Genomic DNA, 21,231 nt, shown 5'->3' on the forward strand with positions numbered 1-21,231 from the left:
GGTCGCCACCGGCGCGTGCGCAGGACGGGTCCTCTGATGCGGGGATCGGGTCCGGGAGGGGAACGGCACGCGCTCCTCGGCCGACGGAGCGAGTGGGACACCGTGGACCGGCTGATCGACGGCATCCGGTCCCGGCACGGCGGAGCGCTGGTCGTGCGGGGAGAACCGGGAATCGGCAAGACCGCACTGATCGACCAGGCCTTGGCGGCACCGGGCCTGAAGATGCTGCGTGCCGTGGGCGCCGAGTTCGAATCGGAACTCGCTTTCGCCGCCCTCCACCAGCTCTGCGGGCCGGTCCTGCGCTGGCAGGAATGCTTACCAGTACCCCAACGCGAGGCTCTCGACGCGGCGTTCGGGCGCACCGGGGACGGGACGCCCAACCGCTTCCACGTGGGCCTGGCGGTGCTCAACCTCCTCTCCGAGGCCGCGGCCGAGCAGCCCGTCCTCTGCGTCGTCGACGACGCGCACTGGCTCGACCAGGCGTCGGCCCAGGCACTGGCCTTCGTCGCGCGCCGGCTCCAGGCCGAACCCGTGGGACTGATCTTCGCCGAGCGTGATGCAAGCGAACGCCACGAACCAGCGGGCCTCCCCGAACTGGCCTGCCTCCCCGAGGTGAGGCTGCGCGGCCTGGCGGACGACGACGCCCGCCGTCTTCTTGCCTCGCAGATCCACGTGCCTCTCGACGCTGCCGTGCACGACCGCATCCTCGCCGAGGCGCGCGGCAATCCGCTGGCCCTCCTCGAACTGCCCCACGGCGCGGACCTCGCGGGCGGGTTCGCGCTGCCGGCTACCTCCCCCACGTCGAGGAAGGTAGCAGCGAGCTACCGGGCCAGACTGGCCGAGCTCCCCGCCGAGGCACGAACCCTGCTGCTGATCGCGGCGGCCGAGCCGACCGGCTGTCCGATCCTCCTGGGCGCGGCGGCGGAGCGACTCGGCATCCCCGCCGAGGCAGTGACGCTCGCCGAGGAGTCCGGGTTGCTGGCTATCGGCGGACGGGCGCGGTTCCACCATCCGCTGGTACGGTCGACCGTCTACCGGTCCGCCGCCCTCGACGACCGCCGCGCGGTCCACCGCGCCCTCGCCGAGGCCGTCGCGGACACAGAGCCAGACCGCAAGGCGTGGCACTCCGCGCAAGCCGCGTGCAAGCCGGACGAGGACGTCGCCGCGGCGCTGGAGCGCTCGGCGGAGCGGGCCCGGGGCCGCGGTGGCGTCGCCGCGGCGGCGGCATTCCTGGAGAAGGCGGCGAATCTGACGCCGGATTTTGCTCGTCGCGGCGTACGAGCTGTCGCCGCGGCGCGCGCCAAGCGGGACAGCGGCGATGCCGAAGCGGCGCTGTCCCTGCTGTCCATGGCGGAAGCCGGACCGCTCGACGACCTCCAGAGGGCCACAGTGGCCACGCTGCGCGCTCGGATGGCGTTCGACAGGAACCGGGACGACGCCGCTGTCGAGAAGTTGCTCTGGGCGGCCCGGCTCATGGCGCCGCTCGACACCTGCACGGCCCGCGAGACGTTCCTCGAAGCCTTCGCCGCAGCGGTGTTCGTCGGCCGGTTCACCCCCGTCGACCGTATGCGCGAGACCGCCGAGACCGTCCGTGTTCTGAGCCCCACCCCATTGGGGTCACGCCCGCTCGACGTACTGCTCGACGGATTGACAGCCCAGGTCAGGCACGGGTACGCGGCGGCCGTGCCGGAACTGCGGCGGGCCGTGGACGTCTACCGGGGCGGTGCGGGACGCGACGCCTGTGACGTGGGCCAGTTATGGGCCGCCTGCGGTCCCGCGATGGACCTGTGGGACGACACGGCCTGGCGGGAGCTGGCCACCCGTCAGCTTGAGCTGGTGCGCGGCGCGGGCATGCTCGCCGAACTCCCCGTGGCCCTCAGCTACCGGGCCCTCGCCCACGTCCACGCCGGCGAGTTCGCCGATGCCGCCGCACTGGTCGACGAAGCGCACGCGATCGCGGCCGAGGTGGGCACCCCGGCCATGCTCCACGTCGACGTCACCGTCGCCGCGTGGCGCGGCGACGAGGAACGCACCACCCGGCTCGCCGACATCGCCACCCACGACGCAGCGGCGCGCGGTGAGGGGCGGCTTCTCAGCGCCACGGAGTACGCCCGGACTGTACTGCTCAACGGGCTGGGCCGGTACGACGCCGCCCTCGCGACCTGCCTGACCGCCGGTGACCTCGACGAGATCAGCTTCTACTCCTGGGTACCCGTGGAGTTCATCGAGGCGGCGACCCACGCGGGACGTCCCGATCTCGCGGAGCCCGTGATGAGACGCCTGTCCGAGCGTACCGCCGCTAGCGGCTCCGAGTGGGCGCTCGGCACGGAGTTGCGCTCGCGGGCCCTGCTCACCGAGGGGCCGACGGCCGAGAAACTGTACCGGGAGGCGATCGAGCGGCTCGCGGGCAGCGAGGGCGCCCCGCACGTGGCACGTGCCCGGCTGCTGTACGGGGAGTGGCTGCGCCGTGAGGGCCGGCGCACCGAGGCGCGGGTGGAGCTGCAGGCGGCATACGAGCAGCTGTCCGCGCTCGGGGCTGCGGCGTTTGCCGCGCGGGCCGCCCGAGAACTTGCCGCGACCGGCGCCCGCGCGCGGAAGCGGGTCGGCGAGGTGCCAACCCGCCTCACCGCGCAGGAGTTCCAGATCGCCCGGCTGGTCGCCACGGGCGCGACGTCCAAGGAGGTGGGCACGCAGCTCTTCTTGAGCCCACGCACCATCGACGCCCACCTGCGGAACATCTTCCGCAAGCTCGGTGTCACCTCTCGTCGCCAACTACGGGACCTGCCACTGACGACCTGAGGGCGGGTTCCGGGCTCGTCAGTCCTGGCCGAGGAGCTGAAGCTCCCAGGCCAGGCTCGTGCCGAAGCTTCCACCGTGGTCGAACATGATCTGGCTGATGCCGGGGACGGTCGCCTCGCGCGCCCAGTCGCGCTGCCATTCCGAGACGACGGTGCCGGCGGTCATCGGGATGACACCCGCCTGGACCATGCGTTGGACCCCGCGCTCGTGTGCCTCGGCCGTCGTCGCGCCGGACGCGTCCGTCACCGCGTAGACCCGGTAGCCGTCGCCCAGCGCGTGGATCGCCGGGAAGGCAAGGCAGATGTCCGTCCACAGGCCGGCTATGACGAGGTCCTTGCGGCCGGTGGCGGCGACGGCATCGACGACCCGCTGGTCCTCCCAGGTGTTGATCGTGGTACGGTCGATCGGCCTCTGGTCCGGAAAAACATCCTGGATCTGCCGGATGATCCGCCCGCCCCGGTCCTCGACCACGGTGCTGAGGATCGTAGGTACCTCGAACAGCTTGGCGCCCTTGGCCAGCGCGGTCACGTTGTTGACCACGAGGTTGGGGTCCATGCTGTGCATCCCGGCGAACTGCGCACCCTGGTGGTCGATCAGTAGGAGGACCGACCTCTCGGGCACGAGCAGTGCGTCCAGGCCGGTGTAGGTGACGCCGTTGGCTGCCATGTATGAATCTCCGGTCTCGCTGGTTCCCCGAGAGGCCGATCGGCCTCTTGCCGAACCGAACTTCCCATCGCGGAGCGCTGCCTCGCGTCGGTGACGGCTACCTAGCCACGCCCTACGTACGCACCCCCGTCCCGTCTCCCCGGACGACGCACGTCCCCTGGGGACGGGAGCGCCCCAGGGGCGTCGGCGCCCAACTGCCCGAGGTTTCGGTGCGAGAAGTCCTCGAACTTGAACGCCTCCGCCAGGAAGAGGCAGACGCAACGACTCGGTACGCGACTGAGGTCGGGGCGTGCCGACCTGGCGGGTCGGCTGGTGGGTGATTAGCAGTCGGCCTTCCGGGCGAGCACGAGTTCGGTGCTCTTGTGCCTCCGGGTGGGCCTGCGGGCCGCACGGTCGGAGACCAGTCCGGCGATGGCGGCGTGGGTTTCGGCGTAGGACTCGCATCGGCCGAGGTACCGCTGGAGCGGCCGCCACTTCTTCTCCTCGCCGATGCTGTGCTCCACGCAGATCCGCGCGGAGGACTGCCGTCGGCGCGCCTCGCGCCAGGCGTAGTTCTCGTCCAGTGGCACTTTGTCCTTCGGCTTGCGTGGCGGTGCCTGGACCTGGTTGGGGAAGTTGTTGGCCAGGCCCCGGTGTCCCTCGTCGACCTTCGCCTTGACCTGCGGATGCAGACACAGCTGCTCGGCGATGCCTTCGGTGCGCATCGCGGCCTGGTCGTGCTTTCTGCCGGGCCGGTCGGCCCCGGACCACAGCAGGCGTCCCGAGCCGTCGCTGCTCCGCCTTGGCCCGTCAGCGGGGCTCCAGTCCTGCCGACCGTGGACCGACCCCTGCTGGCGGCAGGGCGGGGTGGTGGTGAGCCGATCCCGGCTGTGGTCCAGGCTGTTTCGCTGTCACCCGGGGCAGCGTCGCGAGTACGGGCAGCGTTGCGATATGGCCCTGTCCTGTTGATCACGTCGACCAGAACCGGGGCCCGTGTCTTCAGGGGCTGCGGGCGCCGGCTGCCGGGCTGGCCGGTGGTCACATCTGGAAGATGGGCTGGCCCTGCGGAACGTGCGAAGTGGCCGCAGGGCCGTCCCGGGACCACCGTCCTGTCAGGGCACTCACGCCCAGGGTGCCGCGGGTGGTCGTCACCGACAAGCTGCGTTCCTACGGCGCCGCTCACCGCGAGGTCATGCCCTCGGTGGAGCATCGCTCGCACAAGGGCCTGAACAACCGGGCCGAGAACAGCCACCAGCCGACGAGCAACGCGAACGGGCGATGAAGGGCTTCCGCAGCGTGGGCGGGGCCGGGCAATTCCTATCCGCGTTCAGCGGTATCTCACCCCACTTCCGGCCCCGACGCCACCTGATGACCGCATCCGAACACCGAGCCGAAATGACCAACCGCCTCACCATCCGGGAGCAGATCACCGGCGTCACCGGCCGGCCTACCGCGGCCGGAGCCCAGGTCGGCACCCGGCCCCACCACACCTCGACGCACCGTCAGACACCCACGCACCCAACAACGTGACAAGGCTGTCAGACCCCCACCCTCCGCCTACCACATCTCTCCGACATACCGCAGGGGTCACCAATAGTCACTGCCCGACGACAATGTGAAAACCTCAGTAACCATCCCCGCGTTTGGCCTGGCCGGCGACCTGAGCGTCTTTTCCTTCATCATTGCTTTCGGCCTCACCAGGGCAGCTCCTCATGCCGGCTGGCTGAAACGGCCCCTGCCTCGTATGGCACACGGGAGACACCTTGAGATGACATGTGAGGTTCCCCCGCAGCGTGGGAGTGGCTGACTAGCTGGTCAGAGCGGGTTGACGTGGTTTCAGGTTCACTTGTTCGGTCGCTGCCTGGTCGGCGTAGTACTTCTCCTCGAACTCGATCGGGCTGAGGTAGCCCAGCCGTTTCTGGATGCGGCGGGGGTTGTAGAAGCCGTCGATGTACTCGAAGAGCGCGAGGTTCGCTTCGGCCCTGGTGGCGAAGACGCGGCCGCGGATGCACTCGGTCTTGATGACCATCCACAGGTTCTCCGCCAGGGCATTGTCGAACGAGTCGCCGACCGAGCCCATGGACGCCTGGATACCGGCCCTGACCAGGCGTGTTGTGAGCTTCACGGACGTGTATTGACAGCCGTGGTCGGCGTGGTGAATGAGCTCACCGGGGGCGACCTCGCGGCTGGCCGGGGCATACTCCAGCGAGGTGAGGACCAGGTCGGCGTCCGCGCGGGCGGAGGTCTCCCAGGCGACCACCCGGCGGGAGAGCGCGTCGCGGATCGCGGACAGCCACAACGGCCCCTCCCTGGTGGAGATCATGGTCAGGTCGGTAACCCACAGCCGGTTCGGCCCATTCGCGGTGAAGTCGCGTTGCACCAGGTCAGGGGCCAGATCGGCGTCCGGGTCACGGCGAGTGAAACCCTTGCCCCGGCGGGGGCTGATCCCGGCCAGGCCGGCCTGGCGCATGAGCCGCTCGACGCGCTTCCTGTCGGCGTGGACGCCCTCACGCTTGAGGACGGCGTGCACGCGGGGTGAGCCGTAGATCCCGCCGGACTCGTCGTGGACCTGCCGGATCCGCCCGGTCAGCTCGGCGTCCCGGCGGCGCCGTTCGCACGGTTCCTTCTCGGCCTGGCGCCACCGGTAGTAGGTGGAGGAGGGGATGTTCAGTTCCCGGAGTACGGGCTCGATCCCCAGATGCGGGTGCTCGTCAACGAGCGCTGTCACCTGGGCCGGGTCGGGTCGAGCTGGGCCGCGAAATAAGCCGAGGCTGTCCGCAGGACCTCATTCGCACGCTTGAGCTGGGCATTCTCCTTGCGCAGGGCGGCAAGCTCCTCACGCTCGGCGGTGGTGAGCAGGCCGTCGCGTTCGCCGGTGTCGGCCTCGGCCTGGCGGATCCAGTTGCGCAGGGCCTCGTGGTGCACGCCGAGTTCCTCGGCCATGCGGCGGAGATGGGCCGAGCGTTGGACCATCTGGCGGCCGGGCAGGAGGCGGCCGGCGGCTGGCTGGTGACCTGGCGGCAGTGGGCGCCGGCGGTTGGCGACCGCCGCTGGCCGGAGGCTCTCACGCGCTGCCGTGACCCTCGTCCCCCTGCCCGGTGTCGTGCAGGAGCAGGGCCGCGATGGCGAGCGCGGTGTCGCGTGGAGCCCCCAGATTGAGCCCGGTCAGTTCCGCGAGCCGGGCGAGCCGGTTATCGACGGTGTTGGGATGCAGCCCGAGGAGTACGGCGGTGAGGCGCCGGTCCTGCTGCTGCGCCAGGTACGTCCGCAGGGTCCGCAGGAGTTCAGGGCGGGCAGCGACCGGGTCCAGCAGGGCGGCGATGCGCCAGCCGCTGGGGCCGGGCCGCGACAGGTGGAATTCGAGGAGCACGTCGTCGAGACCGTGCACGCCCGGAGGTAGTCCGCACACCCGCGCGATGCGCAGGATCTCCGCCGCCGTGCGGGATGCCTCGGGTACCGCTGCGGGTGCCGCCGCCCGCGCCGCGGCGATCCGCACCCCGACCCCGCAGGCACGGGACAGCCGTCGGGCGAGATCATCCGGCGGCTCGCAGTCCCGCGGGACGACGGCCCGGCCGGCTCCCGCGTCGAACAGGAAGAGCAGCTCCGTACCGAAGGTCTGGTCGAGGACCGTCTGGATCCGCCGCATCCTGCGCCGCACCGTCACCGGGCTGAGAGGGTCCGGCTGGCCGCGGTCCGGCCCGTCCGCCGGTTCCAGAGCGACGGCGAGTACCAGCGCCGGCCCGCCCAGACCGAGCTCCTCCAGCAGCACCTGTCCCGGTTCCAGCGTCCCGTCCAGAAAGCCACGCACCAGGGAGCGGAGCCGCTCCCGCTGCTCCGCCTCCAGCGCGGAGCGCTCGTCCATGTAGGTCTCGGCCACCGCGCCGACGAGTGAGTGGTGCGACTGGAGCAGCAGGTCGACGAGTTCGATGAGCGCACCCTCCTCGCCTGGCTCTGCGGCCTCGCGGAGCGCCTGCCACAGGACGTACATGCCGAGCGCATGGCTGCGCAGCAGCAGGTGCAGGGGCATGCCCTCGTCGGCGCGCTGCGCGGCCCGCTCGCGAAACAGCCGCAGCCCGCCGGAGCCGGGATGCGGATCACTGACCCGTCGCAGGAAGAGACGCACCCCGTGCCGGGCGGTGGCGGCGATCTCCAGGTCCTTCACGTCGTCGGGGAGCTCCGTGTACCCCGGAAGCTGCTCGAAGGACTCCCGGGCCATGTGCCGCGCCAGCTCGTTGACCCGGGGCTCGCAGCGCAGAGCGAGGGCCCTCGCCTCGTCGGACAGTGGCACGACTGATCCCCCCGCGTTCCGGTGGCTCTTGTGACGTGTCACAGTACGCAGCGCACAGCGGTGTGACGAGGGCGGGTGTCGGAGCTCACCGATGAGGCCGAGACTCGGGATTCCGGCGATCCGCCGCCCAGCACCGAAGGAGCCGCAGGTATGACCAAGCACAAGCCGACGGACTATCTCAGCTATGTCGACCGGGTGTGGCAGGGCAAGGACACCCTGCTGGCCCATCTGTCGGGGGCGTACTCGGGCACGGAGCTGGTGACCGTGCGCGAGCGGGTCGGCTTCCTGCCCGCCTTCGCCAACGTGGCGGTCTTCGACACGGGCGACGGGCTGGTTCTGGTGGACTCCGGCGACATACGTACCGCAGGTTCGCTGTACACGGCGGTCCGGGCGTTCAGTGCGCAGCCGGTCGGCACGGTCGTCTACACGCACGGCCATGTCGATCACGTCTTCGGGGTGGCGCCGTTCGACGCGGCAGCGGACAGCGAGGGCCGGGCGCGGCCCGAGGTCATCGCGCACGAGGCCGTCACCGCCCGCTTCGACCGCTACATCAGCACCGCGGGGTACAACAGCTGGATCAACCGGAGGCAGTTCGGCGTGCCGTCGCTGGACTGGCCGTCCACCTACCGCTATCCCGACACCACCTACCAAGACCGGATGACCGTGCGGCGCGGCGATCTGACCTTCGAGCTGGTGCACGCCAAGGGCGAGACCGACGACAGCACCTATGTCTGGATCCCCGAACTCAAGACGCTGTGCACCGGCGACCTGTTCATCTGGAACACACCCAACGCGGGCAATCCCCAGAAGGTCCAGCGGTATCCGGAGGACTGGGCGCGGGCCCTGCGCGCCATGCAGGAGCTGGGTGCCGAAATGCTGCTCCCGGGACACGGCGTGCCCATCGTGGGCAGGGACCGTGTCCACCAGGCGCTCGACGACACCGCGAGTCTCCTGGAGTCGCTGTGCGAGCAGACCAGGGCCCTGATGAACGCGGGTCACCGCCTCGACGCCGTGGTGCACGGCGTGCGGGTACCTCAGGAGCTGCTGGCGAAACCCTATCTGCATCCGGCCTACGACGAGCCGGAGTTCGTCGTACGGAACCTGTGGCGGCTGTGGGGCGGCTGGTACGACCAGAACCCGGCGCACCTCAAGCCGGCTCCGGACGCGGCGGTCGCGGCCGAGTTCGCCGCCGCGGCGGGCGGTGCGTCCGTGCTTGCGGGGCGCGCGGCCGAGCTGCTGGAGAAGGGCGAACTGCGGCTGGCCTCGCATCTGGCGGAGACCGCCGCGCTGGCGGCTCCGGCCGATGTGGACGTGGCGCGGATACGGGCCCGGGTGTACGCGCGGCGGGCGACGGCCGAGACGTCGACGATGGCCCGCGGAGTGTTCAACTGGGCAGCCGCGGAGTCGTCAGCGGTGGCCGAGGGCACCGATCTGGAGACGGAGCTGACGCGCTCGCCCGAAGGCCGCAGGCGCGCGGCCGGAATGATCAGCGTCGGCGTCGCGGACGACGACGCGTGCGGCTGCGGCGGGGCGCCCGGGAAAGACGGATGAGCGCCGGAACCGGGGAAGCGACCGCGCCGCCCGCCGATACGGAAGAGGCGCGGCGGGGCGCCTGGGGCACCACCTGGCTGCTGCTCACCTTCATGCTGGTGAACTTCGCCGACAAGACCGTGATGGGGCTGGCTGCCGATCCGATCCGCGAGGAGCTGGGACTGACCCGCGGCGAGTTCGGTACGGCGCAGGCCGCGTTCTTCGCCCTGTTCAGCCTGGCCGCGCTCGGGGTGTCCTTCTTGACCCGCCACGTCCGGACGACGGTGCTGCTGCTCGGCATGGCGCTGCTGTGGTCGGCGGCGCAGCTGCCGATGCTGCTGGGTGCCGCGGGCTTCGGGACGCTGCTGGCGACCCGGGTGCTGCTCGGGGCGGCGGAGGGTCCGGCGGCACCGGTGGCGGTGCACCACCTGCACGGCTGGTTCGGGCAGCGGGAGCGGACCCTGCCGACCGCGGTGCTGATGGTCGGGGCGGCGGGCGGGGTGGCCGTGTCCGCCCCGCTGCTCACCGTGGTGATCGACGTATGGGGGTGGCGCTGGGCCTTCGGCTCCGTGGGGCTCGTCGGTCTGGTCTGGGCGATGTGCTGGAACGCACGGGGCGAGGAGGGGCCTCTTGCCCCGCTCGGCCGGCGATCCGCCTCGTCCGCTGGCAGCGATTCCTCTGACGCTGAATCCGCTGGAAGTGGTTGCGCTGACGCTGGTTCTGCGGCCTGTGACGGGAGCAGTCCGTCCGTTCCCTACCGTCGGCTGCTGCTCTCCGGCACCTGGCTGACGGCCGCCTTAGGGGCGTTTGCCGCCTACTGGCTGCTCTCTGCGGGGCTGACCTGGGCGCCGGACTATCTGCACGAGGTGTCCGGACTGAGTCTGAAGCAATCGGGTGCCGTGGTGACGGCGACCGCGGTGGGCAACGCGGTGGTACTGCTGACTCATGGTCTGCTCGCCCGGCGGGCCTCGTCGAAGGGGACGGCGCCCCGCCTGCCTGCGGGGCTCGGCGGGGGGCTGGTGATGTGTGTGGCCGCCATGTCGATCGCCGCGTTCGCCGAGGTGGACGCGGTGGCCGTGAAGATCGCACTGATGGTCGGCCCGATGGCACTGACGAACGTGATCCTCACAGTGGCTCAGACGGCCGTCGCACGGATCACCCCGGCCGGGCAGCGCGGGGTGGCCCTGGGCGCCCTGGCGTTCGTCTACGCTCTGGCAGGCGTCCTGTCCCCGCTGGTCACGGGCCGGATGGTGGATGCGGCCGCATCGGTGCCTGCGGGCTACCACTCCGCGTATCTGGTGATGGCGGGCCTGGTCGCGGTCGCCGGTGTGCTCGCCGTCTGCTTCCTGCGGCCGGAGAAGGACGCGGTGCGGCTGGATGTTCCCGAGACTCCGGCGGTCGGTCTGCCCGCGCACTGAGAGTGCGCGTCCGCAGGCCATGGGTAAGGGGCTCGGTCCATGGACCGAGCCCCTTACCCGGCGCTGTCACGTTGTTGGGTGTGTGGGTATCTGATGGTGTGTCGGGGCATGGTGGGGCCTGTGCTCAGGCCGTGGTGGACAGACCGGCGGTTCCGGTGACCTGCTCCCAGGTGGTGAAGCGGTGCTGCGTCTCGGTGCGGTAGTCGGGGGCGGTCATCAGATGGCGGCGGGGCCGGAAGTGCGGTGAGATACCGCTGAACGCGGACAGGAACCGCTGTGCCCCGCCGGCGGAGCGGAAGCCTTTCATCGCGCGTTCACGCTGCCGGGTGGGCTGGTGGCTGTCCTCGGCCCAGTTGTTCAGCCCCTTGTGCGAGCGGTGCTCGACCGAGGGCATGACCTCGCGGTGAGCGGCGCCGTAGGAGCGGAGCTTGTCCGTGACGACCACCCGCGGCACTGTACGGGTCGTCTTCACCAGACGACGGAAGATTCGCCTGGCCGCGGTCTTGTCCCGCCGGTTCTGTACGAGGATGTCCAGCACCATGCCGTCCTGGTCGACAGCCCGCCAGAGGTACTTCTGCTCGCCGTTGATCTTGACGAAGACCTCGTCCAGGTGCTTCCCAATGCCGATGTCAAGCCGCCGTCGTCACTGAGGGTATGACCTGGTAGCACCGTCGGTCACGGATCAGAGCCCACAGGACGTTGACGCGACGGCGTGCGAGCGCGAGGACGGCCTGGACGTGCCGTTTCCCCTCGGCGCGCTTGCGGTCGTAAAACTTCCGTGAGTTGGGGTCTCGTTGGACGCTGACCAGCGCGGAGATGTAGAAGACGCGCTGCAGGCGACGGTGGTATCTCGTCGGTCGGTGGTCGTTACCGCTGACCTGGCCGGAGTCGCGTGGGGCGGGGACCACGCCGGCGAAGGCCGCGAGCCGGTCGGCCGTGGGGAAGGCGTCCAGGCTGCCGCCGACGGCGACGAGGAACTCGGCACCGAGGATCGTGCCGATGCCGGGCATGGACTGGATCACGTCGGCCAGTTCGTGTTCGCGAAACCGGCCCTCGATGAGTTTGTCGGTCTCGGTGATCTTCTCGTTGAGGACCATCACCTCCTTGGCGAGGGTGTGCACCATCTTCGCGATGGCCTTCTCACCCACGACGGCGGTGTGCTGGCGCTCGGCGGCCTCAACCACCTTCTCGGCGAGGGCAGCAGCGTTGCAGACCTTGCGGTTGCGCAGCCAGGCGGTCAGCCGCCGACTGCCCGCGCGGCGGATCGCTGCCGGTGTCTGGTAACCGGTTAGCAGCACCAGCGGGCCGACGTTACCCAGGTCGAGGGCCCGTTCCAGGGCCGGAAACATGCTGTTCAGCAGGGCCTTGAGCCGGTTGGTGGTGCGGGTGCGGTCGGCGACCAGATCGACGCGGTGGTCGGTCAGCAGCCGCAGCTCGAGCGTGGCTTCGTCGCCGGGGCGGATCGGCTGGAGGTCGCGGCGCATCCGGGCCTGGTCGGCGATCACGCGGGCGTCACGGGCGTCCGTCTTGCCCTGGCCGCGGTAGCTGTCGGTGGCCCGGTTGACCGCGATACCGGGGATGTAGACGAGCTCCTGGCCATGGTTGACCAGAAGGGCGATCAGCAGGCCGGGCTCGCCGCCGGTCATGTCAAGCGCCCAGGTCGTCTTGCCGCCGTCGGCGAGGTCCAGGACGTCACCGATCAGCTTCAGCAGTTCCGGCTCGTCGTTGGCCACCCGACGCGACAGCAGCGTGTCGCCCTCGCTGTCCAGGACCAGGCAGTGGTGGTGGGTCTTGCCGCAGTCGGTTCCCGCCCATATCCGGCTCATCGTGCTCCATTCGGTCGTACATGCCTTGCGTACCACGGACGACCTCGCCGGCATTGCTCTACACAGCGACTTGTTCGCACTTCCCAATCGGCGGCCGAGTCGTCGTGGGGAGCCAGGCGGCCAAGCACCTGAAGCCACGAACGGCAGCCACTTGTCAGCCACACCCAGCTCCCCTGGGTGTCCTCACCCTACGAACGGGAGGACCAACCCGTTCAAGAAGGTAGAGCCACTTGTCCCCGGGGCGCGGCCGCCGGCGACGCAGCGCGCTGGCGTACTGCCCGAACTTCAGGCACCAGCGGCGGATGGTCTCGTAGGAGACGATCACGCCGCGCTCGAGCATCAGCTCCTCGACCTCACGGAAGCTGAGCGGGAACCGGAAGTACAGCCACACGCAGTGGGAGATCACCTCGACCGGGTTCCGGTGACCCCTGTACGACGGCGACGCGCTCCCCACGGACGACTCCCCCTCCACCGTGATCAACCCGGAGATCATCCCACCCGCTCAGTCAACGTGACAGCATCCACGGCGATATTGAGGGCCAGGCCGAGCACCCCGAGTTGGTCCTCCTGCCCCGTCCTGTATGCCTGCATGATCTGTCCGCGCTCGCCGTGGCAGATGTCGCGGGCGAGCTTGTGACGGGACTCCTGGACGGTGAGCTGCCGGTTCATCCGTCGGCGGTAGGTGTCGTCGACGGATGAACCGGAGCAGGGGCAGGGTCTTGGCGATCCGCCCCTACTCGGCGAACGCCTGCCCCAAGGGCGGCGTGGGCCGCCCCTCGCGGCCAAACATCCGCAGCAGGTCGTATGCGCGGACCTGCGCGGTCACCAGTTGGCGAGTTGAGCACGGGGCGGGCAGCGCGTACGGCAGCACGGATCGTCCAGCCCGCAGGCGTGGACCACACTGGCCTCAGCCCTCTGTTGTCGCCCCAGCAGGTGAGGAAGCGGAGTGTCCCGCAGGGGCACGCCCGCAGTCCAAGCGTTCTGCGTTGCCGGGCTTGCGTCAGCGGGAGGGTTCGATTCCCCAGGCGGCGGCTCGGGCGGCGGCAGCCGCGCGGTTGGGGAGGTTGAGCTTGGCGAGGATGTGCTCGATGTGGGTTCCTACGGTGCGCGGCGTGATGTACAGCCGCTCGGCGATCTCCCGGTTGGTGCGGCCGGCGGTCAGTTCGGTCAGCACCTGGAGCTCCCGTGGCGAGAGCCCGCCAGGACGCCGCGCGGCGGGGTCGGCCGCGGCGATCTCCTCGGGCGTCGGGACTGCGCGGGGGCCGACGGCCGCAGCGAGGGCCTCGGTGAGCAGGGTGACCACGGCGCGCGCCGGATCGGGCGTGCGCCGTGGCCGGCGGGTACTGACGTTCAGCATGCCGACATACCGACCGTCGGTGGCGAAAAGGCACTGGGCCACGCCGTCCTCAATGCCGAGCGGACACAGCACCTCCTGGAAGCCCGGGGATGCCGTCAGGAGCTGCCAGGGGACGTCCCTGAGCCAGAGACCGCCTCGGGCCGGGCTGCGGAGCACGGGGAACATCGGATCGTGATGGAGACGGGTCTCGATGTAGGCCGTGGCATCGTCCGGGTAGCTCCCGGCCAGGGTGGTGTGGCACCGGCGCAGCGGATCCCACCGTGCCAGGGAGGCGTGGTCGTACTCCACCACCTCCGACAGCGCCGCCAGGACCGTGTCGACGCCGGTCGCGCCGCTCGTGGCGCTCCTGGCGGCCTCACGGACGTGGACAGCCGCGTCCAGGATGTCCGTCCTGCTTCGCTCAGCTGCCATCCTCCAAGAATGATCACGTGCCCGGAATACGTCAATCGCGAAGGGTGTCGTGCACGACTTGCCCGTCCACGACGGTGAGGACGACGGGCATCTCCGGGATGTCGTGGGGGTCGGCGGTGAGCAGGTCTCCGTCGAGGACGCAGAGATCGGCGACCTTGCCCGGCTCCAGGGAGCCCTTCCAGCCGTCGGCGAAATCCTGCCAGGCCGCGTCGATCGTGTATGTACGGATCGCCTCGGCCAGGCCGATGCACTGCTCGGGGCCGCTGACCCGGCCGGCGGCCTTCGACTCGCGCAGCAGCATGGTGGCGACGCCCTGGCGCCAGTCCGGGTGCGTGACGGGGGCGTCGGATCCGCTCGCGACCCGCACGCCGGCGTCGATGGCATCGCGGTAGGGCCATGCGTACGCGGCCCGCTCGGCACCGACGAAGTCTTCCTCCATGTCGGCGACGGTCCACTTGATGGTGGGGTTCATGTTGACGCCGAAGCCGTGCGCGGCCAGCACCTTCATGCTGTGTGCAGTGAGGAAGTCGCCGTGGATGACGTAGTGGCGGGCGTCGGGTCGCGGGTGCTGGGCCATGGCTGCGGCGAAGGCGTCCGCGACGGTGTCGCTGGCCCGGTCGCCGGTGACGTGGACGCCCAGTTGGTGCCCGGCGGCGTGGGCATGCCGGATCATGGCGTCGATCTCGGCGGTCCGCTCGGCGTCGGTCTCGCCACCGACGCACAGGGAGCCGCAGCCGCCGCCGACGTACGGCTCGTGCATCCAGGCCGTCTTGTTGGGGACGATGCCGTCGGCGAAGATCTTGACCCCGTGGATCGCGAGGCGGCGCGGATCGGCGTCGCCGGACTTGCCGAGGGTGGTGAGGGTGCGGGCGAACTCCTCGGCAGTGCTCGCCATTCCGGTGGGCAGGAGCAGGACGCCGAGGCGGGCGGTCAGTTCGCCGTCGGCCAGCAGCCGACGGTAGACGTCGAGGGTCTCCGCGCCGAGCGCGCCCCGCATGATGCCGTCGCCGCCGGGGCCGAGCCCGGGCTCGGTGTAGCTGGTCACACCGAGCCGGGCGAGCGTGGCGAGGGTCGACCGGATCGCGTCGGTCCGCTCCTGCCGACTGAGCGGCGGCAGCGTGTTGTGGACGAGGGCCTGGGCCCCCTCGTGGAGCAGCCCAGTCGGCTCCCCGGCTTCGTCCACGACGATGGCCCCGCCGGGCGGCGGGACGGTGTGCCGGTCGATCCCTATGAGCTCCAGTGCCTTGGAGTTGACCCAGGTGGCGTGCCCGGAGAAGGAGTAAAGGACGACTGGGTGGTCCGGGCTCACGGCGTCGAGGTCGCGCCGCGAGGGCAGCCGCGACGGATCGGAGACGCACTCGTCCAGGTAACCGGGATCCCAGCCGTGCCCCGTGATCCACTTCCCGCCCGGAACCCGTCCGGCGGCCTCTCGTACCGCCTCGGCCACGTCCACGAGGGAGGACACGGCGGGATGGCCGAGGGCGAGGGAGAGCGGCGGCGTCGACATGCCGAAGGCGCATCCGTGCAGATGGGAATCGTTGATACCGGGAAGCAGCGTCGCCCCCCGCAGGTCGACGACGCGGGTGCCGGGTCCGACGAGCGGCGCGACGTCGTCCCGCCCACCGACGGCACTGATGACCCCACCGGTCACCGCCAGGGCCGAGGCGACGGAGAACTTCGCATCGACCGTGACCACCCGCCCGCCGAGAAACACCAGATCCGCATACGTGTCCACAGAAGGTCCTTTCGAAAAATGGGCGCTCCACGGCAACCCTCGAACGATCTCCCGAGGACTATGGCCACGCCCCTACCCCCCGCGCATCGGTCATCCCACCGATACGCGTTCTCGCAGTGGCAGGCTGACACCTCGTGCTCGGGATCATGTCGGGCTTCGGGAGGGCATGGGGCGCATCGCGGTTCGCCGTGGGTGACTCGGGCACAGATGTAGGCGGTGGCGGCGAGGCCCGCGGTGTCGTCGGAGACGTAGCGGAGGCTTGGCCAGCGCGCATGGAGCCCATTCACTGGCTCAAGCAGAACCAACAGCCCCGACCATCAGCAGATGAAGCCACTGCTCGACGCCTACGACGGCCGAGCCATCGACGCCGAACGCTCCGGTCGCCAACTCACGTGCTCACTCGCCAACTGAAGCGCCACACCGGGGCTCGCAGGCTGTTCGGGGTACGGCCTCTACAGCTCGAAGTCCAGGTACAGCACGTCGTTGATCTGGACTTCCTGCAGGGAGCCGGCGCGGCGGCCGCCGTCCCTGGAAGTGGATCTCCTTGAGCGCTTCGGCGGCGAGCTCGCGCAGCCGGCCCTCGTTGGCACCCTGTTCCTGGGCGTCGAAGAGGCGGGCGGCGTGCTGGGGAGAGAGGGCCACGGTGAGGTGGGTGAGGTGCCGGATGCGGTCCTCGTCCGTCGTGTCCATCGGTACTCCGGCGTAGCCGAGGCGGGCGTGGACGTCGATGACGATGCCGCCGGTCGTCGCAGCCCTTCCCTGTGCATTGGCCCGGATCTGCGGCTGCCACCGCTTCTTCACCTCGCGCTCCAGGCGCGCGGCGACGTCGGTGCGGGGCTTCTTGATCTGGTCCTTCAGGTAGCGCTCGACGGCGCGCCGGGAGACCCGCAGCATCGGGGCGAGGCGACCTCCTTGGTGCCCTTGAACTGCTTGACCAGGTACCGCATCTGCGCGCCGACACGATCACCGCATGCTCATCACACCGAGCCCCGGCGCAGACTGGAAGAACATCCGACAGCCCTCAGCAGCGTCCACACCACGGCGATGAACCTGCAGCGGCCGTACGACAGTGCCTTCGAGGGGCTGCTGACGTATCTGGAGTGGGCCATAGAGTCCGCGCGGATGCTGCGCTCCCAGATCAGCAACCGGGACCTCGACCAGCTCGTGTCCACCGACCGCTACCGGGCGCTGCAGGGCAGCTGCGGCACGCTCGCCGGGACCGCCCAGCGACGCCTCGTGAACGGCCTGGTCCAACTTGAGGCCGCCGAACGGATCGAGGCGTTCGAGGCGGCCGTGGCCGCCCTGGATACGCGGATCGGCCGGCGGAGCCAGCGGGAGGTGTTCGTCGTGGCCGACTCCAGCTTCTGCATCCAGAACGAGGTGAAGCTGGCCGACGTCGACCTGCACGAGGTGCTCGACACGCCGCGCCGGCAGTTCGTGCGCCTGCTGTTCCCAATCGTGGTGGTCGACGAGCTGGACGACCTCAAGGACGCAGGCAAGCAGCGGGCCCGCTGGCGTGCCTCCCACCCGCTCGGTCTCCTCGACGGGGTCCTCAACGGCAGCACCCACGGGCTCCTGCATGAGGGGGAGCAACACCGTTCAGGACGGCGAGACCTGCAGCAGGGTCAACGTGGAGATCGTCCTCGATCCCCCCGGCCACGTGCGCCTGGACCGTCCCGATATCGAGATCATCGACCGGACGGTGGCCCTCCAGGACCCGACCGGCCGCGACGTTCAGTTACTGACGTGCGATGCAAGTCAGCACACCCGGGGCCGGGCCGCCGGGCTGCAGGTGACCAAGGTGGCGACGAAGGACCCCGGGGACGATCCGGACTGGTCGGCCCCGAACACGACTGGTGAAGATGCGGGCCTGGCTGGAGCGGGCCCACGCACCCCGACCGGCCCCCTCCTCGGATTCCCGTGCCTGCCTGAGCGATCCCGACTCCCGGCTGATTCCCGGCAAACGCGGTGGCTACCTGCAGGGATACAACATCCAGATAGTGTGCGCCCGCCGTCAATTCTTGCTGGCCATCGAAGCGCACGACAATCCCTCGGACAGGACCGCCCTCGTTCCGATGGTGAAGAAGACCCAGCACAATCACCAGGCCGCACGGCTCCCTGGCGACATCCAACTCTGGCTCGTTGACAGCGGGTACGCTTCCGCCGCGTCCTTCGAGGCCCTCGCTGACCTCCCGCCACTGGTCTCGGTCACCAGCGATGCTGACCAGGCAGGCTTTCCCGCGAAACGTCAGCAGGCCCCTGCCGGCCAGCAGGGCATGGCGGCCCGCCTTGCCACCCCAACGGGACGGCCCAGTACCGTCAACGCAGTGCACTGGTCGAGCCGGGATTCGCCCAGATCTTCCAACGGTTCGGACGACACCTCAACTACCGCGGCCGCCAGGCGGTGGACGCCGAGATCAAGCTCCTCGGCACGGTGCACAACCTCAACAAGCTCATCAATCACACGCCCAAGAATCTGTCTTGACCTTCACGGGGCAGGAGCCGTGCGACAGCCTCTGCACTGCCCGGCCCGTGCGCCGAAACCATCGCGGTCAGGCCCCGGTCGCCCGCTCGGCTCGAAGAACAAGCAGCCCGCCACCCGCTACGACGTGGGCAAGACCGTCAGACGCCCGGGCGCCCTGATCGAACGTGATCAAGCCCGGCTGTGAGGCCATGATCTGGGTCTGTCAGCGGCGCCGGGCAGAATGCACTCCCGTGAGCCTCCACTACGAACTCGTCTTCACGTGCTTCCTCCGGGACGACACGCCCGACACGGTCCTGGCAGCCCTGCGATGGCACCTCGGCCTGGCCCCCGAGCGTCCAGCAGAGCTCGACGCGGAGGAGCACTCGTATCCACTGCTCTCCCCGGATCCGGACAGTCGCCTGCCAGGAGGCGATTTTGTATCCCTACTACGCCAGTCGCGAGGCTTCACCCCCGGTGGTGAGCTCCACGCATGGGGACTGTTCAGCCGCAACCTCTGGCTCGACGACATGATGGGTGACCTCTACACCGTCCTGGACCTGCTCGCACCCCACGTCGAAGAACCTGGCTACAGCGGGTACTTCCGGGAGGAGTTCGACACCGAGCCGACCGTCTTCACGTTCCGAGACGGCACCTTCGGGCCACTGAAACTCTGAATCCAGTTCAGTCCCTGAACACCGAAAGGGTTAAAGAACAAGCTGAGAGGTCGTTTTCTCCCAGTGTTTTATCCCGGGATCTGCTGTTTGGTCTGCGGTGTCGGGTCGCGCCAGGAGATGGTGGCTTCGTCGGTGAGGCGGCGGGCCATGAGGTCGGTCATGGCGAGGTGGATCATGGCTTCGGAGCGTGTGGGCAGGGTCTCGTAGTCGCGGGCCAGGCGGCGGTGGAGCATGAGCCAGCCATAGGTCCGCTCGACCGCCCATCGCTTCGGTATGGGGGTGAAGCCCCTGGTTCCGGGGGTGCGGGCGGTGATCTCCATGTCGATACCGGGTGCGGCTGCGTGTTCCACGAGGTGCCGGCGGTAGCCGCCATCGGCCCAGACCTTGCGGATGCCGGGGTGTTCGGCGGAGACCTGGTCGAGCAGTCGGGTGCCGGCCGCGGAGTCCTGCACGCTTGCCGCGGTGACCAGCACCGCGAGCAGGAGGCCGATGGTGTCGACGACGATGCTCCGCTTCCGTCCGACGATCTTCTTCCCGGCGTCGACGCCCTGGCCGGAGGCGGGGACGCTGGTGGAGGTCTTGACGCTCTGCGCGTCGATCATGCAGGCCGACGGTTCGGCGTCCCGTCCTTCCTTCTGCCGCAACAGTTGCCTGAGCAGGCCGTTGAGCTGGGCGAACACGCCTTCTTGCTGCCACTTCGCAAAGTATCCGTAGACCGTGTTCCAGGGCGGGAAGTCGTGTGGGAGGCAGCGCCACTGCACGCCGGTGCGGTCCACGTACAAGATCGCGTCCATGATCTCGCGCAGGTCGTGCTCGGGTGGCCGGCCGAAGTCCAGTGCCCTGCCCCGGCGTTCGAACCGCCAGGCGGCAAGAGCCGGCTCGATCAGCTCCCAGCGAGCATCGGACAGATCACTCGGGTACGGACGTCGCGCAGACATGCTCCCGGCGTACCGCTCCGGACCGAGTGCGCCCAGGCGCACGGCAACAGCGACGCAAGCACGCCCCCCGAGGACTGGACATCCTGGGAAGAGACAGGAACGGCTGGCCGTACTCCTTCGTCGCCGCCCTGGAGGCCGGCCGCACCTCCTGGGTCGCGCTGCTGGACGCTGTGCGCCTCGGGCCGGCCGACGACTCAACCACCGTCACCGCCGCCCAACTGCGTGATGTCGTCGAGCGGTTGACACAGGCCGGACACTGGCAGCCCGGCGATCCCAAGGTCCTGATCACGATGGACTCCGGCTACGACGTCGCCTACCTCTCCCACGCTCTCGCGGACCTGCCGGTCGTCCTGGTCGGACGCCTGCGCTCGGACCGCGTCATGCTCCGCGACCCCGGCCCCGCCCGCTCCGGGCCGAAGGGCGGACGGCCGCGTCGGCACGGTGGCGTCCTCACCTTCGCGAAGCCCGAGAGCTGGCATCAGCCCGAGGTCGCCACGCTCACGGGCACCACCCGCTACGGCACCGCCGAGGCGATCGCATGGGACCGGATGCATCCCAGGCTCACCCACCGCGGCCCCTGGCTGGACCACGCCGACGAAGAACTCCCCATTCTGCACGGGACGTTGGTGCGGCTGAAGGTCGAGCGCCTGCCAGGCGACCGGGACCCAAAACCGGTCTGGCTGTGGTGCTCGGCCACCGCTGCCACCGGCGCGGACGTGAACCGCTGGTGGCAGTCGTTCCTCCGCAGATTCGACCTGGAGCACACCTTCAGGCTCCTGAAGCAGACGCTCGGCTGGACCGCCCCGAAGATCCGCCACGCCGACAGCGCCGACCTGTGGACCTGGCTCATCATCGTCGCCCACACCCAACTCCGCCTTGCCCGGCCGCTGGCCGAGGACCTCCGCCGCCCCTGGGAGCGGCCCGCCGAGCCCCGCCGCCTCACCCCTGCCCGGGTGCGGCGGGGGTTTCGCAACATCCGCCCGACTACCGCTCGCCCAGCGGCAGCACCGAAACCGTCCAAGCCAGGCCCGGGACGGCCTCCCGGCTCGAGGAACAAGCAGCGGGCCACACGTCACGACGTCGGAAAGACGGTCAAACGCGCCGAATCGATCAAGGAACACCAAGCCCGACGAGGATAAATTCCAA

Annotated in this window: 14 protein-coding genes and 8 pseudogenes; 8 read left to right on the plus strand and 14 right to left on the minus strand. The window is 69.8% G+C overall.

The window, feature by feature from the left end:
• The first annotated feature begins 36 nt into the window (after positions 1-36).
• Complete coding sequence (locus OG842_RS39590; protein WP_266734028.1) at positions 37-2,799, plus strand: helix-turn-helix transcriptional regulator; 2,763 nt, start codon at positions 37-39, stop codon at positions 2,797-2,799.
• Between the two features lie 18 nt (positions 2,800-2,817).
• On the opposite strand, the gene OG842_RS39595 is transcribed toward OG842_RS39590, so the two are convergent.
• The gene (locus OG842_RS39595) at positions 2,818-3,465 is read right to left on the minus strand and encodes a hydrolase (protein ID WP_266734026.1); all 648 of its coding nucleotides are present in this window, start codon (positions 3,463-3,465) and stop codon (positions 2,818-2,820) included.
• A 320-nt stretch (positions 3,466-3,785) separates the two neighbouring features.
• A complete protein-coding gene (locus tag OG842_RS39600; RefSeq protein WP_328512699.1) occupies positions 3,786-4,343 on the minus strand; it encodes a transposase family protein in 558 nt (185 codons plus the stop codon).
• 224 nt (positions 4,344-4,567) lie between these two features.
• Here OG842_RS39600 and OG842_RS45410 point away from each other — a divergent pair.
• A pseudogene (locus OG842_RS45410) lies at positions 4,568-4,902 on the plus strand (DDE-type integrase/transposase/recombinase); the annotation flags it as partial.
• 349 nt (positions 4,903-5,251) lie between these two features.
• Here the strand turns inward: OG842_RS45410 and OG842_RS39615 are convergent.
• From OG842_RS39615 to OG842_RS39625, 3 genes are all read right to left on the minus strand, one after another.
• Positions 5,252-6,172, minus strand: a complete 921-nt coding sequence (locus tag OG842_RS39615; RefSeq protein ID WP_266734025.1) for an IS3 family transposase — start codon at positions 6,170-6,172, stop codon at positions 5,252-5,254.
• Complete coding sequence (locus tag OG842_RS39620; RefSeq protein WP_266734023.1) at positions 6,169-6,387, minus strand: transposase; 219 nt, start codon at positions 6,385-6,387, stop codon at positions 6,169-6,171. Before OG842_RS39620 ends, OG842_RS39615 begins: the two co-directional genes overlap by 4 nt.
• 121 nt (positions 6,388-6,508) lie before the next feature.
• Entirely contained in the window at positions 6,509-7,732 is a 1,224-nt protein-coding gene (locus OG842_RS39625; protein WP_266734021.1) for a PucR family transcriptional regulator, read from the minus strand.
• Positions 7,733-7,882: 150 nt separating this feature from the next.
• Between OG842_RS39625 and OG842_RS39630 the strand changes: the two genes are divergently transcribed.
• Positions 7,883-9,283, plus strand: coding sequence for an alkyl sulfatase dimerization domain-containing protein (locus tag OG842_RS39630; protein WP_266734019.1), 1,401 nt, complete (start codon positions 7,883-7,885; stop codon positions 9,281-9,283).
• Positions 9,280-10,680: an MFS transporter gene (locus tag OG842_RS39635; RefSeq protein ID WP_266734018.1), complete on the plus strand. Its 1,401-nt coding sequence runs from the start codon at positions 9,280-9,282 to the stop codon at positions 10,678-10,680. Before OG842_RS39630 ends, OG842_RS39635 begins: the two co-directional genes overlap by 4 nt.
• 124 nt (positions 10,681-10,804) lie before the next feature.
• Here the strand turns inward: OG842_RS39635 and OG842_RS39640 are convergent.
• From OG842_RS39640 to OG842_RS39675, 8 genes and pseudogenes are all read right to left on the minus strand, one after another.
• Positions 10,805-11,323, minus strand: a pseudogene (locus OG842_RS39640) (IS6 family transposase); the annotation flags it as partial.
• Positions 11,310-12,506, minus strand: a complete 1,197-nt coding sequence (locus OG842_RS39645) for an IS110 family transposase (RefSeq protein WP_266726579.1) — start codon at positions 12,504-12,506, stop codon at positions 11,310-11,312. The gene OG842_RS39645 and the pseudogene OG842_RS39640, both read right to left, overlap by 14 nt.
• Positions 12,507-12,732: 226 nt before the next feature.
• A pseudogene (locus OG842_RS39650) lies at positions 12,733-12,960 on the minus strand (IS6 family transposase); the annotation flags it as partial.
• A 68-nt stretch (positions 12,961-13,028) separates the two neighbouring features.
• Positions 13,029-13,335: pseudogene (locus OG842_RS39655) on the minus strand (Tn3 family transposase); the annotation flags it as partial.
• Positions 13,336-13,506: 171 nt separating this feature from the next.
• Positions 13,507-14,274 carry a helix-turn-helix transcriptional regulator gene (locus OG842_RS39660; protein WP_266734017.1) on the minus strand — a complete coding sequence of 256 codons (768 nt, stop codon included), beginning with the start codon at positions 14,272-14,274 and terminating at the stop codon, positions 13,507-13,509.
• A gap of 31 nt (positions 14,275-14,305) precedes the next feature.
• Positions 14,306-16,009, minus strand: coding sequence for an amidohydrolase (locus OG842_RS39665; protein ID WP_266734015.1), 1,704 nt, complete (start codon positions 16,007-16,009; stop codon positions 14,306-14,308).
• A 452-nt stretch (positions 16,010-16,461) separates the two neighbouring features.
• Positions 16,462-16,962 (minus strand): annotated as a pseudogene (gene tpg, locus OG842_RS39670) (telomere-protecting terminal protein Tpg); the annotation flags it as partial.
• A gap of 10 nt (positions 16,963-16,972) precedes the next feature.
• The gene (locus OG842_RS39675) at positions 16,973-17,590 is read right to left on the minus strand and encodes a hypothetical protein (protein WP_328512627.1); all 618 of its coding nucleotides are present in this window, start codon (positions 17,588-17,590) and stop codon (positions 16,973-16,975) included.
• Positions 17,591-18,317: 727 nt separating this feature from the next.
• Here OG842_RS39675 and OG842_RS45415 point away from each other — a divergent pair.
• The 3 genes and pseudogenes from OG842_RS45415 to OG842_RS39685 all read left to right on the plus strand — a co-directional run.
• Positions 18,318-18,494, plus strand: a pseudogene (locus OG842_RS45415) (transposase); the annotation flags it as partial.
• 19 nt (positions 18,495-18,513) lie between these two features.
• Positions 18,514-18,678: pseudogene (locus OG842_RS39680) on the plus strand (NF041680 family putative transposase); the annotation flags it as partial.
• Positions 18,679-18,724: 46 nt separating this feature from the next.
• Positions 18,725-19,147 carry a hypothetical protein gene (locus OG842_RS39685; protein WP_266734012.1) on the plus strand — a complete coding sequence of 141 codons (423 nt, stop codon included), beginning with the start codon at positions 18,725-18,727 and terminating at the stop codon, positions 19,145-19,147.
• Between the two features lie 68 nt (positions 19,148-19,215).
• On the opposite strand, the gene OG842_RS39690 is transcribed toward OG842_RS39685, so the two are convergent.
• Positions 19,216-20,085, minus strand: coding sequence for an IS5 family transposase (locus tag OG842_RS39690; RefSeq protein ID WP_328512628.1), 870 nt, complete (start codon positions 20,083-20,085; stop codon positions 19,216-19,218).
• 101 nt (positions 20,086-20,186) lie between these two features.
• Between OG842_RS39690 and OG842_RS39695 the strand changes: the two are divergent.
• A pseudogene (locus OG842_RS39695) lies at positions 20,187-21,224 on the plus strand (transposase); the annotation flags it as partial.
• Between the last annotated feature and the right edge of the window lie 7 nt (positions 21,225-21,231).

Source organism: Streptomyces sp. NBC_00376, from assembly GCF_036077095.1.
Classification (GTDB): Bacteria; Actinomycetota; Actinomycetes; order Streptomycetales; family Streptomycetaceae; genus Streptomyces.

What these genes read in the sequence shown, in the direction of transcription:
- OG842_RS39590 (WP_266734028.1), top strand. Translation starts at nt 37, where the DNA reads ATGCGGGGATCGGGTCCGGGAGGGGAACGGCACGCGCTCCTCGGCCGA.
- OG842_RS39595 (WP_266734026.1), bottom strand. Translation starts at nt 3,465, where the DNA reads ATGGCAGCCAACGGCGTCACCTACACCGGCCTGGACGCACTGCTCGTG.
- OG842_RS39620 (WP_266734023.1), bottom strand. Translation starts at nt 6,387, where the DNA reads ATGGCCGAGGAACTCGGCGTGCACCACGAGGCCCTGCGCAACTGGATC.
- OG842_RS39630 (WP_266734019.1), top strand. Translation starts at nt 7,883, where the DNA reads ATGACCAAGCACAAGCCGACGGACTATCTCAGCTATGTCGACCGGGTG.
- OG842_RS39635 (WP_266734018.1), top strand. Translation starts at nt 9,280, where the DNA reads ATGAGCGCCGGAACCGGGGAAGCGACCGCGCCGCCCGCCGATACGGAA.
- OG842_RS39645 (WP_266726579.1), bottom strand. Translation starts at nt 12,506, where the DNA reads ATGAGCCGGATATGGGCGGGAACCGACTGCGGCAAGACCCACCACCAC.
- OG842_RS39660 (WP_266734017.1), bottom strand. Translation starts at nt 14,274, where the DNA reads ATGGCAGCTGAGCGAAGCAGGACGGACATCCTGGACGCGGCTGTCCAC.
- OG842_RS39675 (WP_328512627.1), bottom strand. Translation starts at nt 17,590, where the DNA reads ATGCAGGAGCCCGTGGGTGCTGCCGTTGAGGACCCCGTCGAGGAGACC.
- OG842_RS39690 (WP_328512628.1), bottom strand. Translation starts at nt 20,085, where the DNA reads ATGTCTGCGCGACGTCCGTACCCGAGTGATCTGTCCGATGCTCGCTGG.